The organism is Xanthomonas chitinilytica (assembly GCF_026107455.2).
In the GTDB taxonomy this organism is placed as follows: domain Bacteria; phylum Pseudomonadota; class Gammaproteobacteria; order Xanthomonadales; family Xanthomonadaceae; genus Stenotrophomonas; species Stenotrophomonas chitinilytica.
Window position 1 is genome coordinate 1 of the sequence record NZ_JAPCHY010000025.1, and the last position, 16577, is coordinate 16577.

The window sequence follows — 16577 nt, forward strand, 5'->3', positions numbered from 1 at the left end:
CTGCTGGACCAGGGCCAGGCAGGCGACAACGCCGGTCTGCTGCTGCGCGGCACCAAGCGTGACGACGTGGAGCGCGGCCAGGTGCTGGCCAAGCCGGGTTCGATCACCCCGCACACCGAATTCGACGCCGAAGTGTACGTGCTGTCGAAGGACGAGGGCGGCCGTCACACCCCGTTCTTCAAGGGCTACCGTCCGCAGTTCTACTTCCGCACCACCGACATCACCGGTGCGGTGCAGCTGCCGGAAGGTGTGGAGATGGTGATGCCGGGCGACAACGTGAAGATGTCGGTCACGCTGATCAACCCGGTGGCGATGGACGAAGGTCTGCGTTTCGCGATCCGCGAAGGCGGCCGCACCGTCGGCGCCGGCGTGGTCTCCAAGATCATCAAGTAATAGCCTGCAGTGCCGGCGGTTCGCGCCGCCGGTCGCGCGAATGGCGGGCCGGGAACCTCGGTCCGCCTTCGCCGTCTAAGGGAAGTGCATTAGCCAAGTCATACGCCAGTAGCTCAATTGGCAGAGCAGCGGTCTCCAAAACCGCAGGTTGGGGGTTCGAGTCCCTCCTGGCGTGCCACTTGCCACTCTCTATCCAGTGACCTTGGTCGCATCAGCAGCAAGAGTCGGATGAACAGCAAGATCGAACATTCCAAAGACGCCTCCTCGGGTGGCGATATCGTCAAGTACGTAGTTGCTGCGTTGCTGGTGCTGGCGGGTCTGTTCGTCTGGTTCTGGTTCTCCGCACCCGAGCGCGCGGCCCAGCTGGGCGCATGGGGCTCGCAGCTGCGCGGGTTGGCGGTGGTCGTCGGCCTGGTGGCCGGTGGCGCGGTATTCATGCTGAGCGGCAAGGGGCGCGATACCCGCGAATTCCTGTCCGAGTCGCGGTTCGAGTTGCGCAAGGTGGTCTGGCCGACGCGGCAGGAAGCGATCCGCACCACCTGGGTGGTGATCGTGGTCGTGATCATCCTGAGTCTGCTGCTGGGTGGATTCGACTTCGTCATCTCGAAACTTACCCAGTGGTTCCTGGGGCGTTGAGGAGAAAGCAGTGAAGCGTTGGTACGTCGTCCACGCCTATTCGGGCTTCGAGAAGTCGGTTGCGCAGGCATTGCGCGACCGCATTGTGCGTGACGAGATGCAGGAGCGTTTCGGCGACGTGCTGGTTCCCACCGAGGAAGTGGTGGAGATGCGCTCCGGCCAGAAGCGCCGTTCCGAGCGCAAGTTCTTCCCGGGTTACGTGCTGGTCCAGATCGAGACCCACGAGGAAGCCGGCATTCCGCGCATCGACAACGAAAGCTGGCACCTGGTCAAGGAAACCCCGAAGGTGATGGGTTTCATCGGCGGCACCGCCGACCGTCCGTTGCCGATCCGCGACGACGAGGCCGCGGCCATCCTGGACCGCGTCCAGGAGGGGGTCGAGAAGCCGCGTCCGAAGGTGCTGTTCGAGCCGGGCCAGATGGTCCGCGTCACCGACGGCCCGTTCAACGACTTCAATGGCGTCGTCGAGGAAGTCAACTACGAGAAGAGCCGCGTGCGCGTGGCGGTGTTGATCTTCGGCCGCTCCACCCCGGTGGAGCTGGAATTCGGGCAGGTCGAGAAGGCCTGATCCACGCGCCCCGCCGCATTCAGGCGGGGCGATCAAATCCTGATATACTGCGCGGCTCCCTGCCAGGGTGCCTGGCAGGAAAGACGGCCGCCGCGAGGTGGCCTTCTGCATGATTTCGAAAACGCGATGCCGGGACGCGTGATTCCCGGTCCGATGGGGAGCCTGTTGTCGCAAGGCGCTAGCACCCGGAGAGCACACTCATGGCAAAGAAAGTTGTCGGTTACATCAAGCTGCAGGTGAAGGCCGGTCAGGCCAACCCCTCGCCGCCGGTCGGTCCTGCGCTGGGTCAGCGCGGCCTGAACATCATGGAATTCTGCAAGGCGTTCAACGCCGCCACGCAGAAGCTGGAGCCGGGTCTGCCGGTGCCGGTCATCATCACGGCCTATTCGGACCGTACCTTCACCTTCATCACCAAGAGCACCCCGGCTGCCGTGCTGCTCAAGAAGGCTGCGGGCGTGACCTCGGGCTCCAAGCGCCCGAACACCGAGAAGGTGGGCAAGGTCACCCGCAAGCAGCTGGAAGAGATCGCCAAGGCCAAGGAAGCGGACCTGACGGCCGCCGACCTGGAAGCCGCGGTGCGTACGATTGCGGGTTCGGCCCGCAGCATGGGCCTGACGGTGGAGGGTTAAGAAGATGGCACAGACCAAGCGTGAGAAGGCCATCAAGGCCGCCGTCGTTCCGGGCAAGGCGTATGCCTTCGAGGACGCGATCAACATCCTGAAGACCGCCACCAAGGCCAAGTTCGTCGAGTCGATCGACGTGGCCGTGCGCCTGGGCGTGGATGCCAAGAAGTCCGACCAGCAGGTGCGCGGTTCCACCGTGCTGCCGGCCGGTACCGGCAAGTCGGTCCGCGTGGCGGTGTTCGCCCCGGCCGGCGCCAAGGCCGACGAGGCCCTGGCCGCCGGCGCCGAAGCCGTCGGCATGGACGACCTGGCCGAGAAGATGCAGGCCGGCGACCTGAACTACGACGTGGTCATCGCCACCCCGGACGCCATGCGCGTCGTCGGCAAGCTGGGTACCGTGCTGGGTCCGCGCGGCCTGATGCCGAACCCGAAGGTCGGCACCGTCTCCCCGAACCCGGGCGAGGCCGTGAAGAACGCCAAGTCGGGCCAGGTCCGCTACCGCACCGACAAGGCCGGCATCATCCACTGCACCATCGGCAAGGCCAGCTTCGACGACGAAGCGCTGAAGTCGAACCTGCAGGCGCTGCTGCTGGACCTGATCAAGGCCAAGCCGGCCACCTCGAAGGGCACCTACCTGCAGAAGGTTTCGGTCAGCTCGACGATGGGCCCGGGCGTGACCGTCGATCAGTCCTCGCTGACCCTGAAGTAATCGTTTCAAGCGGGCGCGGCGCCTTGGTGCCGTGCCCGTCATTTTGAAGGCGTCGCGCAGGTTCGCCCGCGCGATAGCCGTCAAAGACCGCAGGCGCGGTCTGCGCATACCGGCGACGGGCAGGGAAGCTCGATCTGGCAAGGAGTCGCCGCCGGTACAGCGGGATCGCTTAATCGGTTCCCCCGGGAATCAACCTGCGTAGATGGTGCCGCCCTTCTGGAGTTTTTCTGGTTCACGCACGTCTGGGTTTTCCCGGGTTGGCACACTCCAGGTCTAGAACGGCCACCACCGGAACATCGCCCCGATGTTCCCGGCGTCCAGGATGGATGCCGCCCAGGACCGCACACGGCAGGAGCCGTAAGCGGAGTTCAATCGGAGGAGTGCAATGGCTCTCAATCTGTCCCAGAAGCAAGAAGTTGTCGCCGAACTGGCAGACGTCGCCGCCAAGGCCCACTCCTTGATCGCAGCTGAATACGCTGGCACCACGGTCGCCCAAATGACCGCGATGCGCAAGCAGGCCCGCGAAACCGGCGTTTTCTTGAAGGTTGTCAAGAACACGCTGGCCTCGCGCGCCGTGGAAGGTACCGAGTACGAGTGCGCCAAAGACGCGCTGGTCGGTCCTCTGCTTTACGCGTTTTCGATGGAGGAGCCCGGCGCCGCCGGTCGCCTGATCAAGGATTTCGCCAAGGGTAACGACAAGCTGCAGGCGAAGGTCGTGGCCATCGGCGGGGAAGTTTTCCCGGCCAGCCACGTCGACGTGCTGGCGTCGCTGCCGACCCGCGATCAGGCCCTGGCCATGCTGGCCCGCGTCCTGACCGAGCCGGTCACGATGTTCGCGCGCGCCGTCAAGGCTGTTGGCGAGAAGCAGGAAGGTGGCGCGGCTGCTGAAGCTGCCGAACCGGCCGCTGAAACCGCCTAAGTTCGACGTTCCAGTGGTTCCGCGAGGAACCCCAACCAAGAAAATCATCCAAAGGTAATCAAAATGTCCCTTACCAACGAACAGATCGTCGACGCCATCGCCGAAAAGTCCCTGATGGAAGTGATGGAGCTGGTCAAGGCCATCGAAGAGAAGTTCGGCGTCTCCGCCGCTGCTCCGGTCGCCGTGGCTGCCGCCGCTGGCCCGGCTGCCGCTGTCGAAGAGCAGACCGAGTTCAACATCATCCTGAAGGATGCCGGCGCCAAGAAGGTCGAGGTCATCAAGGCCGTTCGCGCCATCACCGGCCTGGGCCTGAAGGAAGCGAAGGATCTGGCCGAAGCCGGTGGCGTCGTGAAGGAAGGCGCTTCGAAGGAAGACGCCGAGAAGATGAAGAAGGACCTGGAAGCTGCTGGCGCGACTGTCGAAGTCAAGTAAGCAGACCCTTGCGTCGCCATCGAATCACGGCGATGCAGCCAAGGCTGGGGGCGTAAGCCCCCGGCCTTTGGCCGTTTCAAGCCGCAAGCGGATTGCGGACGTTGTCAGCCAAGCGCGCCAGCCATCGAAGGCGGGAAACGCGGGGCAGTCCAACTCCGGATCCAAGCGAGTTGGCAGTTGGAAGTAGCGGGAGAAGGCGTGCTGGTGCCGGCAATACCAGCGACTTCCAACTGACAATTTCATGTTCCTTTCGGGTCGCGGACGCGCGGCCCGCACAGCCAAGGCGGAAGACCCCATGACGTCATATTCGTTCACCGAAAAAAAGCGTATCCGCAAGGATTTCGGCAAGCAGCGCTCGATCCTCGAAGTGCCGTTCCTGCTCGCCATCCAGGTGGATTCCTACCGCGAGTTCCTGCAGGAAAACGTCGATCCGGCCAAGCGCGCCGATCACGGCCTGCACGCGGCCCTGAAGTCGGTGTTCCCGATTTCCAGCTATAGCGGCAACGCAGCGCTGGAGTACGTCGGCTACAAGCTCGGCGAGCCCGTGTTCGACGAGCGCGAGTGCCGCCAGCGTGGCATGAGCTACGGCGCGCCGCTGCGCGTGACCGTGCGCCTGGTGATCTACGACCGCGAGTCGTCGACCAAGGCGATCAAGTACGTGAAGGAGCAGGAGGTCTACCTCGGCGAAATCCCGCTGATGACCGACAACGGCACCTTCATCGTCAACGGTACCGAGCGCGTCATCGTGTCGCAGCTGCACCGTTCGCCGGGCGTGTTCTTCGACCACGACCGCGGCAAGACCCACAGCTCGGGCAAGCTGCTGTACAGCGCCCGCATCATTCCCTACCGCGGCTCCTGGCTGGACTTCGAGTTCGACCCGAAGGACGCGCTGTTCACCCGTATCGACCGTCGCCGCAAGCTGCCGGTGTCGATCCTGCTGCGTGCGCTGGGCTACAGCAACGAAGAGATGCTGGCCGAGTTCTTCGAGATCAACACCTTCCACATCAACCCCGACGAGGGCGTGCAGCTGGAACTGGTGGCCGAGCGTCTGCGCGGCGAGACCCTGAACTTCGACCTGGCCGATGGCGACAAGGTCATCGTCGAGGCCGGCAAGCGCATCACCGCGCGCCACGTCAAGCAGCTGGAAGCCTCGGGCATCGCCGCCCTGGCAGTGCCTGACGAGTACCTGGTCGGTCGCATCCTGTCGCACGACGTGGTCGACGCCAGCACCGGCGAACTGCTGGCCCAGGCCAACGACGAAATCACCGATGAGCAGCTGCAGGCCTTCCGCAAGGCCGGCGTGGATGCCGTGGGCACGCTGTGGGTCAACGACCTGGATCGCGGCCCCTACCTGTCCAACACCCTGCGCATCGACCCGACCAAGACCCAGCTCGAGGCGCTGGTCGAGATCTACCGCATGATGCGTCCGGGCGAGCCGCCGACCAAGGACGCCGCGCAGAACCTGTTCCACAACCTGTTCTTCACCTTCGAGCGCTACGACCTGTCCACGGTCGGCCGCATGAAGTTCAACCGTCGCGTCGGCCGCAAGGAAGTCACCGGCGAAGCGGTGCTGTACGACCGCAAGTACTACGGCGAGCGCAACGACGAGGAGTCCAAGCGCCTGGTCGCCGAGCACGGCGACAGCTCCGACATCCTGGACGTGATCAAGGTCCTGACCGAGATCCGCAACGGCCGCGGCGTGGTCGACGACATCGACCACCTGGGCAACCGTCGCGTGCGTTCGGTCGGCGAAATGGCCGAGAACGTGTTCCGCGTGGGCCTGGTCCGCGTCGAGCGCGCGGTCAAGGAAAGGCTGTCCATGGCCGAGTCCGAGGGCCTGACCCCGCAGGAACTGATCAATGCCAAGCCGGTCGCCGCTGCCATCAAGGAGTTCTTCGGCTCCTCGCAGCTGTCGCAGTTCATGGACCAGAACAACCCGCTGTCGGAAGTGACCCACAAGCGCCGCGTCTCGGCCCTGGGCCCGGGCGGCCTGACCCGCGAACGCGCCGGCTTCGAAGTGCGCGACGTGCACCCGACCCATTACGGCCGCGTCTGCACCATCGAAACCCCGGAAGGCCCGAACATCGGCCTGATCAACTCGCTGGCGGTGTTCGCCCGCACCAACCAGTACGGCTTCCTGGAGACGCCGTACCGCAAGGTCGTGGACGGCAAGGTCACCGACGACGTCGAGTACCTGTCGGCGATCGAGGAGAACGAGTACGTCATCGCCCAGGCCAACGCGCTGACCGATGCCAAGAACATGCTCACCGAGCAGTTCGTGCCGTGCCGTTACCAGGGCGAGTCGCTGCTCAAGCCGCCGGCCGAAGTGCACTTCATGGACGTCTCGCCGATGCAGACCGTGTCCATCGCGGCTGCGCTGGTGCCGTTCCTGGAGCACGATGACGCCAACCGCGCGTTGATGGGCGCCAACATGCAGCGCCAGGCGGTGCCGACCCTGCGCGCGCAGAAGCCGCTGGTGGGTACCGGCATCGAGCGCGCCGTGGCACGCGACTCGGGCGTGACCGTGAACGCCCGCCGCGGCGGCGAGATCGTGCAGATCGACGCCGGCCGCATCGTGGTCAAGGTCAACGAGGAGGAGATCGTCGGTGCCACCGATGCCGGCGTCGACATCTACAACCTGATCAAGTACACCCGTTCCAACCAAAACACCTGCATCAACCAGCGTCCGCTGGTGAACGTGGGCGACGTGATCGCGCGTGGCGACGTGCTGGCCGACGGTCCCTCGACCGACATCGGCGAGCTGGCCCTGGGCCAGAACATGCTGATCGCGTTCATGCCGTGGAACGGCTACAACTTCGAGGACTCCATCCTGCTCTCCGAGCGCGTGGTGGAAGAGGATCGCTACACCACGATCCACATCGAGGAGCTGACCTGCGTCGCCCGCGACACCAAGCTGGGGCCGGAGGAAATTTCCGCCGACATCCCCAACGTCTCCGAGCAGGCGCTGAACCGCCTGGACGAGAGCGGCGTGGTCTACATCGGCGCCGAGGTGCGCGCCGGCGACATCCTGGTCGGCAAGGTCACGCCGAAGGGCGAAAGCCAGCTGACCCCGGAAGAGAAGCTGCTGCGCGCGATCTTCGGCGAGAAGGCCTCCGACGTTAAGGACAGCTCGCTGCGCGTGCCGCCGGGCATGGACGGCACCGTCATCGACGTGCAGGTCTTCACCCGCGACGGCATCGAGAAGGACAAGCGCGCGCGCCAGATCGAGGAATCCGAGATCAAGCGCGTCAAGAAGGACTTCGACGACCAGTTCCGCATCCTGGAAGCGGCGATCTACGCGCGCCTGCGCTCGCAGATCGTCGGCAAGGTGGCCAACGGCGGTGCCGGCCTGAAGAAGGGCGACGTCATCACCGACGCCTACTTGGACGGCCTGAAGAAGGCCGACTGGTTCGTGCTGCGCATGAAGGACGAGGACGCCTCGGAAGCCATCGAGCGCGCGCAGAAGCAGATCCAGGTGCACGAGAAGGAATTCGAGCGCCGCTTCGCCGACAAGCGCGGCAAGATCACCCAGGGCGACGACCTCGCCCCGGGCGTGCTGAAGATGGTCAAGGTGTTCCTGGCGGTGAAGCGCCGCATCCAGCCGGGCGACAAGATGGCAGGCCGCCACGGTAACAAGGGTGTGGTCTCCAACGTGGTGCCGGTCGAGGACATGCCGTACATGGCCTCGGGCGAGACCGTGGACATCGTGCTGAACCCGCTGGGCGTGCCGTCGCGCATGAACATCGGCCAGATCCTGGAAGTGCACCTGGGCTGGGCGGCCAAGGGCCTGGGTCGCAAGATCCAGGCGATGCTGGAAGCCCAGACCGCGGTGGCCGAGCTGCGCAAGTTCCTCGACGACATCTACAACCACGACAGCGCCAACGCCGCCAACCGCGTCGACCTGACGCAGTTCAGCGACGAGGAACTGCTGCGGCTGGCCAAGAACCTGACCGACGGCGTGCCGATGGCCACCCCGGTGTTCGACGGTGCCAGCGAGGCCGAGATCAAGCGCATGCTGGAACTGGCCGAGCTGCCGAGCAGCGGCCAGACCCAGCTGTACGACGGTCGCACCGGCGAGGCCTTCGACCGCCACACCACGGTTGGCTACATGCACTACCTGAAGCTGAACCACCTGGTCGACGACAAGATGCACGCCCGTTCGACCGGTCCGTACTCGCTCGTCACCCAGCAGCCGCTGGGCGGCAAGGCGCAGTTCGGTGGCCAGCGCTTCGGTGAGATGGAAGTCTGGGCGCTGGAAGCCTACGGCGCGGCCTACACCCTGCAGGAAATGCTGACGGTGAAGTCCGACGACGTGCAGGGCCGCAACCAGATGTACAAGAACATCGTCGACGGTGAGCACGAGATGGTCGCGGGCATGCCGGAATCCTTCAACGTGTTGGTGAAGGAAATCCGCTCGCTGGCCATCAACATGGAACTGGAAGACAACTGATCGCGCAGGCGCCGGTGCGCAGATGCACCGGCGCCGCCAGCCGTTGACCGACAGCCCATCGACACGAATTCCTCCTCTCGGAGAACACCATGAAAGACCTGCTCAACCTCTTCAACCAGCAGCGCCAGACGCTGGATTTCGACGCGATCAAGATCGCGCTGGCCTCGCCGGACCTGATCCGTTCGTGGTCCTTCGGCGAAGTGAAGAAGCCGGAGACCATCAACTACCGCACCTTCAAGCCCGAGCGCGACGGCCTGTTCTGCGCCGCCATCTTCGGCCCGGTGAAGGACTACGAGTGCCTGTGCGGCAAGTACAAGCGCATGAAGCACCGCGGCGTCGTGTGCGAGAAGTGCGGCACCGAGGTGACCCTGGCCAAGGTGCGCCGCGAGCGCATGGGCCACATCGACCTGGCCTCGCCGGTGGCGCACATCTGGTTCCTCAAGTCGCTGCCCTCGCGCATCGGCCTGATGCTGGACATGACCCTGCGCGACATCGAGCGCGTGCTGTACTTCGAAGCCTACGTGGTGACCGAGCCGGGCCTGACCGCCCTGGAGCGCCGCCAGCTGCTGACCGAAGAGCAGTATCTGCAGGCTCGCCAGGAGCACGGCGACGACTTCGACGCCGCCATGGGCGCCGAGGCCGTGTACGAGCTGCTGCGCACCATCGACCTGCAGTCGGAAATGACCCGCCTGCGCGAGGAAATCGCCAGCACCGGTTCGGAAACCAAGCTCAAGCGACTGACCAAGCGCATCAAGCTGGTCGAGGCCTTCCTGGAGTCGGGCAACCGTCCGGAGTGGATGGTCATGACCGTGCTGCCGGTGCTGCCGCCGGACCTGCGCCCGCTGGTGCCGCTGGACGGCGGCCGCTTCGCGACCTCCGACCTGAACGACCTGTACCGCCGCGTCATCAACCGCAACAACCGCCTGCGCCGCCTGCTCGAGCTGAACGCGCCGGACATCATCGTGCGCAACGAAAAGCGCATGCTGCAGGAGTCGGTGGATGCGCTGCTGGACAACGGCCGTCGCGGCCGGGCCATCACCGGCACCAACAAGCGCCCGCTGAAGTCGCTGGCCGACATGATCAAGGGCAAGCAGGGCCGCTTCCGCCAGAACCTGCTGGGCAAGCGCGTCGACTACTCCGGCCGTTCGGTCATCGTGGTCGGCCCGTACCTGAAGCTGCACCAGTGCGGCCTGCCGAAGAAGATGGCGCTGGAGCTGTTCAAGCCGTTCGTGTTCGCCAAGCTGCAGCGCCGCGGCCTGGCCACCACCATCAAGGCCGCCAAGAAGCTGGTCGAGCGCGAAGAGGCGGAAGTCTGGGACATCCTGGAGGAAGTCATCCGCGAACACCCGGTGATGCTGAACCGTGCGCCGACCCTGCACCGCCTGGGCATCCAGGCGTTCGAGCCGGTGCTGATCGAAGGCAAGGCGATCCAGCTGCACCCGCTGGTCTGCACCGCGTTCAACGCCGACTTCGACGGTGACCAGATGGCCGTGCACGTGCCGCTGTCGCTGGAAGCGCAGCTGGAAGCGCGCGCGCTGATGATGTCCACCAACAACATCCTGTCGCCGGCCAACGGCGAGCCGATCATCGTGCCGTCGCAGGACGTGGTGCTGGGCCTGTACTACATGACCCGTGCCCTGGAGAACAAGAAGGGCGAGGGCATGGCCTTCGCCAACATCGCCGAGGTCAAGCGCGCCTACGACAACCGCGTGGTGGAACTGCACGCCAAGGTCAAGGTCCGCATCACCGAGGTGGTGACCGACGAGAACGGCGAAAAGCACAACAAGACCTCGATCGTGGACACCACGATCGGGCGTGCGCTGCTGGCCGAGATCCTGCCCGAAGGCCTGCCGTTCGCGCTGGCCAACGTCGAGCTGACCAAGAAGAACATCAGCCGCCTGATCAACTCCAGCTACCGGCAGCTCGGCCTGAAGGACACGGTCGTGTTCGCCGACAAGCTGATGTACACCGGCTTCGCCTACGCCACCCGCGCCGGCGTGTCGATCGGCATCGACGACATGCTGATCCCGGACGAGAAGAAGGGCATCCTCACCGAGGCCGAGGCCGAAGTGCTGGAAATCCAGGAGCAGTACCAGTCCGGCCTGGTCACCGCCGGCGAGCGCTACAACAAGGTGGTCGACATCTGGTCGCGCACCAACGAGCGCATCGCCAAGGCGATGATGGAAACCATCGGTACCGAGAAGGTGGTCAACGCCAAGGGCGAGACCATCGACCAGAAGTCGATGAACTCGCTGTACATCATGGCCGACTCCGGCGCGCGTGGTAGCCAGGCGCAGATCCGCCAGCTGGCCGGCATGCGCGGCCTGATGGCGCGTCCGGACGGCTCGATCATCGAGACGCCCATCAAGGCCAACTTCCGCGAAGGCCTGAACGTGCAGGAGTACTTCAACTCCACCCACGGCGCGCGCAAGGGTCTGGCCGATACCGCGCTGAAGACGGCGAACTCCGGTTACCTGACCCGTCGCCTGGTCGACGTGGCGCAGGACGTGGTGATCACCGAAGTCGATTGCGGCACCGTCGACGGCCTGACCATGACCCCGATCGTGGAAGGCGGCGACGTGGTCGAGCCGCTGAAGGACCGCGTGCTGGGCCGCGTCGTGGCCGAGGACGTGTTCCTGCCGGGCAACGACGAGGATCCGATCGTCACCCGCAACACCCTGCTCGACGAGCAGTGGGTGGCCAGGCTGGAAGAGGCCGGCGTGCAGTCGATCAAGGTGCGCTCCACCATCACCTGCGAATCGGCGTTCGGCGTCTGCTCGCGCTGCTACGGCCGCGACCTGGCCCGTGGCCACCTGGTCAACATCGGCGAAGCGGTCGGCGTCATCGCCGCGCAGTCGATCGGCGAGCCGGGCACCCAGCTGACCATGCGTACCTTCCACATCGGTGGTGCGGCCTCGCGTGCGGCGGCGGTGGACAACATCACCGTCAAGACCACCGGTTCGATCAAGTTCAACAACCTCAAGTCGGTCGAACACGCCAGCGGCAGCCTGGTCGCGGTGTCGCGTTCGGGCGAACTGTCGGTGCTCGATGGCCACGGCCGCGAGCGCGAGCGCTACAAGCTGCCGTACGGCGCCACCATCACCTCCAAGGACGGTGATGCGGTCAAGGCCGGCCAGTCGGTCGCCAACTGGGATCCGCACAACCACCCGATCGTGTCGGAAGTGGCCGGTTTCGTCCGCTTCATCGACTTCATCGACGGCGTCACCGTCATCGAGAAGACCGACGAGCTGACCGGCCTGGCCTCGCGCGAGATCACCGATCCCAAGCGTCGCGGCTCGCAGGCCAAGGACCTGCGCCCGATCGTGCGCATCGTCGACAAGAACGGCAACGACCTGTCGATCCCGGGTACCGACCTGCCGGCGCAGTACCTGCTGCCGCCGCGCTCGATCGTCAACCTGCAGGACGGCGCCCCGGTGGGCGTGGGCGACGTGGTCGCCAAGATCCCGCAGGAAGCGTCCAAGACCCGCGACATCACCGGCGGTCTGCCGCGCGTGGCCGACCTGTTCGAGGCGCGCAAGCCGAAGGATCCGGCGATCCTGGCCGAGCGTTCGGGCATCATCAGCTTCGGCAAGGACACCAAGGGCAAGCAGCGCCTGATCATCAAGGACACCGATGGTTCGGAGCACGAGGAGCTGATTCCGAAGTACCGCCAGGTGATCGTGTTCGAAGGCGAGCACGTGACCAAGGGCGAGACCATCGTGGACGGCGAGCCGAGCCCGCAGGACATCCTGCGCCTGAAGGGCATCGAGGACCTGGCCGCGTACCTGGTCAAGGAAATCCAGGACGTGTACCGCCTGCAGGGCGTGAAGATCAACGACAAGCACATCGAGGTCATCACCCGGCAGATGCTGCGCAAGGTCGAGATCACCGACCAGGGCGGCAGCAAGTTCCTGAATGGCGAGCAGGCCGAGCGCCAGCGCGTCATCGAGGAAAATGCCCGCCTGACCGTGCGCAACGAGCTGCCGGCCCGCTACGAGCCGGTGCTGCTGGGCATCACCAAGGCCTCGCTGGCGACCGAGTCGTTCATCTCCGCGGCCTCGTTCCAGGAGACCACCCGCGTGCTGACCGAAGCCGCCGTCCGCGGCACCTCGGACAACCTGCGCGGCCTGAAGGAAAACGTCATCGTCGGCCGCCTGATTCCGGCGGGTACCGGCCTGGCCTACCATTCCAAGCGCCGTCGCGGCGCCTCCGGCCTGACCGAGTCGGAGATCGAGACCCTGGCCGGTACGGCCGCGGTCGTCGAGACGGAGGTCGCGTCGCCCGAAGCTGAACAGGCTGCCGGCGGCGAGGAGTAAGACCCGGCCCGGCCGGCCCGTCCGCGGGCCGGTCGATCCAAGCGTACGGGGTACATGGAGGCCCCCCTGTAACGACCCGGGATCAGGGTCGGCCCGACGGGCGCGGTTGACTGCGCTGCAGCCGGGTTGCTACAATCGTCTGTCTCGGCAGGCCAAAATTTTGGCCTGCTTTCCATTTTCCGCATCTATGGCCTGTTTTCTCTTGGCCTCACTCAGAAGAACCTACTGATGGCGACGATCAACCAGCTGGTCCGCAAGCCGCGGCAAGCGACCACCTACAAGAGCGCCTCGCCGGCGCTGGACAAGTGCCCGCAGCGCCGCGGCGTCTGCACGCGCGTGTACACCACCACCCCGAAGAAGCCGAACTCGGCCCTGCGCAAGGTCGCCAAGGTGCGCCTGACCAACCAGGAAGAGGTCATCAGCTACATCGGTGGTGAAGGTCACAACCTGCAGGAGCACTCCGTGGTCCTGATCCGCGGCGGTCGTGTGAAGGACCTGCCGGGTGTGCGTTACCACACCGTGCGTGGTTCGCTGGACGCCGCCGGCGTCGCCAAGCGCCGCCAGGCTCGTTCCAAGTACGGCGCCAAGCGTCCGAAGGCCTAAGGAATAAATCATGTCCCGTAAAGGTAATACTCCGCAGCGTTCGGTCCTGCCGGATCCCAAGCACGGCAGCGAAACCATTGCCCGCTTCATCAACATGGTGATGCAGAGCGGCAAGAAGTCGGTTGCAGAGAAGATCGTCTATGGCGCCATGGACGTGATCAGCGAAAAGAACGGCAACGCGATCGAGCTGGTGCAGAAGGCTCTGGACAACGTCGCTCCGGCGGTGGAAGTCAAGTCCCGCCGTGTCGGCGGTGCCACCTACCAGGTGCCGGTCGAGGTGCGTTCCTCCCGTCGCATGGCGCTGGCGATGCGCTGGCTGATCGACTCGGCCCGCAAGCGTGGCGAGAACTCGATGCCGCGCAAGCTGGCCGCCGAATTGGTCGACGCTTCGGAAAGCCGTGGCGGCGCCATCAAGAAGCGTGAAGAAACTCACCGCATGGCGGAAGCGAACAAGGCGTTCGCCCACTACCGCTGGTGATTTTCCGGGCCTCGGCAACGAGGCCCTCGGCACCGAACCCGTGCCGCTCGTGGCGCCAGTTGCGCCACGCCAACCCGAAGGCCGCCGCAAGGCGGCATTCGGCCATCCGAATTCCGAGAAATTGAGAGGCTCCCCGTGGCCCGCACCACTCCTATCGAGCGTTACCGCAATTTCGGCATCATGGCCCACATCGATGCCGGCAAGACCACCACGTCCGAGCGCATCCTGTTCTACACCGGCGTCAGCCACAAGATCGGTGAAGTGCACGATGGCGCCGCCACCATGGACTGGATGGAGCAGGAGCAGGAGCGTGGCATCACGATCCAGTCCGCTGCCACCACCGCGTTCTGGAAGGGCATGGACAAGTCGATGGAGGAGCACCGCTTCAACATCATCGACACCCCCGGGCACGTCGACTTCACCATCGAGGTCGAGCGTTCGCTGCGCGTGCTCGACGGCGCGGTGTTCGTGCTGTGCGCCGTCGGCGGCGTGCAGCCGCAGTCGGAGACCGTGTGGCGCCAGGCCAACAAGTACCACGTGCCGCGCATCGCGTTCGTCAACAAGATGGACCGCACCGGCGCCAACTTCGAGAAGGTCCGCGACCAGCTGAAGTCGCGCCTGGGCGCCGTGCCGGTGCCGATGCAGGTGCCGATCGGCGCCGAGGACGGCTTCGAGGGCGTGGTCGACCTGCTGAAGATGAAGGCCATCCATTGGGATTCGGCCACCCAGGGCACCACCTTCGAGTACCGCGACATCCCGGCCGACCTGGTCGAGAAGGCCAACGAGGCCCGCGCGTACATGGTCGAGTCGGCCGCCGAGGCCAACGAAGCCCTGATGGACAAGTACCTGGGCGGCGAAGAGCTGACCGAGGAAGAGATCATCGAGGCGCTGCGTATCCGTACGCTGGCGACCGAGATCGTGCCGATGTTCTGCGGCACCGCGTTCAAGAACAAGGGCGTGCAGGCCATGCTCGACGGCGTGGTGCGCCTGCTGCCGTCGCCGGTCGACGTGCCGGCGGTGCGTGGCGTCGACGTCGACGACGAGGAAAAGGAGCTGACCCGCGAGTCCAGCGACAAGGCCCCGTTCTCGGCGCTGGCGTTCAAGATCATGACCGACCCGTTCGTCGGTTCGCTGACCTTCTTCCGCGTCTACTCGGGCGTGCTCAATGCCGGCGACCAGGTGCTGAACTCGGTCAAGGGCAAGAAGGAGCGCATCGGCCGTCTGCTGCAGATGCATTCCAACGAGCGCAGCGAGATCAAGGAAGTCCGTGCCGGCGACATCGCCGCGGCGGTGGGCCTGAAGGACGTCACCACCGGTGACACCCTGTGCGCCACCGATTCGGCGATCATCCTGGAGCGGATGACGTTCCCGGAGCCGGTGATCTCGATGGCGGTCGAGCCGAAGACCAAGTCCGACCAGGAAAAGATGGGTAACGCCCTGAGCCGTCTGGCGCAGGAAGACCCGTCGTTCCGCGTCAAGACCGACGAAGAGTCCGGCCAGACCATCATCTCGGGCATGGGCGAGCTGCACCTGGACATCATCGTTGACCGCATGAAGCGCGAGTTCAACGTCGAGGCCAACGTCGGCAAGCCGCAGGTGGCCTACCGCGAGACCATCCAGAAGTCGGACGTCAAGTCGGACTACAAGCACGCCAAGCAGTCCGGCGGCAAGGGCCAGTACGGCCACGTGGTGATCGAGCTGTCGCCGATGACCGAAGAGGACCGCAAGAACCCGGACGTGAAGGACGACTTCCTGTTCATCAACGAGATCACCGGTGGCGTGATCCCGAAGGAATTCATCCCCTCGGTCGAAAAGGGTCTGCGCGAAACCATCACCAGCGGTCCGCTGGCCGGCTTCCCGGTCGTGGGCGTGAAGGTGAAGCTGGTGTTCGGCTCCTACCACGACGTCGACTCGTCGGAAATGGCGTTCAAGCTGGCCGCCTCGATGGCGTTCAAGGAAGGCTTCCGCAAGGCCAGCCCGGTGCTGCTGGAGCCGATCATGAAGGTCGAGATCGTCACCCCGGAAGACTACCTGGGCGACGTGATGGGCGACGTCAGCCGCCGTCGTGGCGTGCTGCAGGGTTCGGACGACACGCCGTCGGGCAAGGTCATCAACGCGATGATACCGCTGGGCGAAATGTTCGGCTACGCGACCGCGCTGCGTTCGCAGACCCAGGGCCGCGCCACCTTCACGATGGAATTCGACCACTACGAGCCGGCGCCGGCCAACATCGCCGAAACCGTCGTCAAGAAGTCCTGAGCCCCGCGCTCAGGATTTCCAAACACGCATTGACATAAAGGATCCAAGACAATGTCCAAGGGTAAGTTCGAACGTACCAAGCCGCACGTCAACGTCGGCACCATCGGCCACGTCGACCATGGCAAGACCACGCTGACCGCCGCGCTGACCAAGATCGGCGCCGAGCGTTTCGGTGGCGAATTCAAGGACTA

Annotated in this window: 13 protein-coding genes and 1 tRNA gene; all 14 read left to right on the top strand. The window is 65.0% G+C overall.

What is annotated here, in order from left to right; genetic code table 11:
- Nucleotides 1-393: EF-Tu C-terminal domain-related protein (locus OK345_RS17595; RefSeq protein WP_507232784.1), on the top strand; the 393-nt coding region annotated here is incomplete at its 5' end.
- A 102-nt stretch (nucleotides 394-495) separates the two neighbouring features.
- Nucleotides 496-571, top strand: a tRNA-Trp gene (locus tag OK345_RS17600).
- 50 nt (nucleotides 572-621) lie between these two features.
- A complete protein-coding gene (gene secE / locus OK345_RS17605) occupies nucleotides 622-1029 on the top strand; it encodes a preprotein translocase subunit SecE (RefSeq protein ID WP_265129311.1) in 408 nt (135 codons plus the stop codon).
- Nucleotides 1030-1039: 10 nt separating this feature from the next.
- A complete protein-coding gene (gene nusG / locus OK345_RS17610; RefSeq protein ID WP_265129312.1) occupies nucleotides 1040-1597 on the top strand; it encodes a transcription termination/antitermination protein NusG in 558 nt (185 codons plus the stop codon).
- Between the two features lie 200 nt (nucleotides 1598-1797).
- Nucleotides 1798-2226, top strand: coding sequence for a 50S ribosomal protein L11 (rplK, locus tag OK345_RS17615; protein ID WP_265129313.1), 429 nt, complete (start codon nucleotides 1798-1800; stop codon nucleotides 2224-2226).
- A 4-nt stretch (nucleotides 2227-2230) separates the two neighbouring features.
- Nucleotides 2231-2929, top strand: a complete 699-nt coding sequence (gene rplA, locus OK345_RS17620; RefSeq protein ID WP_265129314.1) for a 50S ribosomal protein L1 — start codon at nucleotides 2231-2233, stop codon at nucleotides 2927-2929.
- Nucleotides 2930-3314: 385 nt separating this feature from the next.
- Nucleotides 3315-3848, top strand: coding sequence for a 50S ribosomal protein L10 (gene rplJ / locus OK345_RS17625; protein WP_265129315.1), 534 nt, complete (start codon nucleotides 3315-3317; stop codon nucleotides 3846-3848).
- Nucleotides 3849-3911: 63 nt separating this feature from the next.
- Nucleotides 3912-4280: a 50S ribosomal protein L7/L12 gene (gene rplL / locus OK345_RS17630; RefSeq protein ID WP_265129316.1), complete on the top strand. Its 369-nt coding sequence runs from the start codon at nucleotides 3912-3914 to the stop codon at nucleotides 4278-4280.
- A 295-nt stretch (nucleotides 4281-4575) separates the two neighbouring features.
- Nucleotides 4576-8730 carry a DNA-directed RNA polymerase subunit beta gene (gene rpoB / locus OK345_RS17635; RefSeq protein ID WP_265129317.1) on the top strand — a complete coding sequence of 1385 codons (4155 nt, stop codon included), beginning with the start codon at nucleotides 4576-4578 and terminating at the stop codon, nucleotides 8728-8730.
- An 89-nt stretch (nucleotides 8731-8819) separates the two neighbouring features.
- Complete coding sequence (gene rpoC, locus OK345_RS17640) at nucleotides 8820-13046, top strand: DNA-directed RNA polymerase subunit beta' (protein WP_265129318.1); 4227 nt, start codon at nucleotides 8820-8822, stop codon at nucleotides 13044-13046.
- Between the two features lie 228 nt (nucleotides 13047-13274).
- Nucleotides 13275-13649 carry a 30S ribosomal protein S12 gene (gene rpsL / locus OK345_RS17645; protein ID WP_004145320.1) on the top strand — a complete coding sequence of 125 codons (375 nt, stop codon included), beginning with the start codon at nucleotides 13275-13277 and terminating at the stop codon, nucleotides 13647-13649.
- A 10-nt stretch (nucleotides 13650-13659) separates the two neighbouring features.
- Nucleotides 13660-14127, top strand: a complete 468-nt coding sequence (gene rpsG / locus OK345_RS17650) for a 30S ribosomal protein S7 (RefSeq protein WP_265129319.1) — start codon at nucleotides 13660-13662, stop codon at nucleotides 14125-14127.
- A 135-nt stretch (nucleotides 14128-14262) separates the two neighbouring features.
- Nucleotides 14263-16386 carry an elongation factor G gene (fusA, locus tag OK345_RS17655; RefSeq protein WP_265129320.1) on the top strand — a complete coding sequence of 708 codons (2124 nt, stop codon included), beginning with the start codon at nucleotides 14263-14265 and terminating at the stop codon, nucleotides 16384-16386.
- A gap of 51 nt (nucleotides 16387-16437) precedes the next feature.
- Nucleotides 16438-16577, top strand: a 140-nt coding sequence (locus tag OK345_RS17660; RefSeq protein WP_265129321.1) for a GTP-binding protein, incomplete at its 3' end; no start/stop codon positions are given.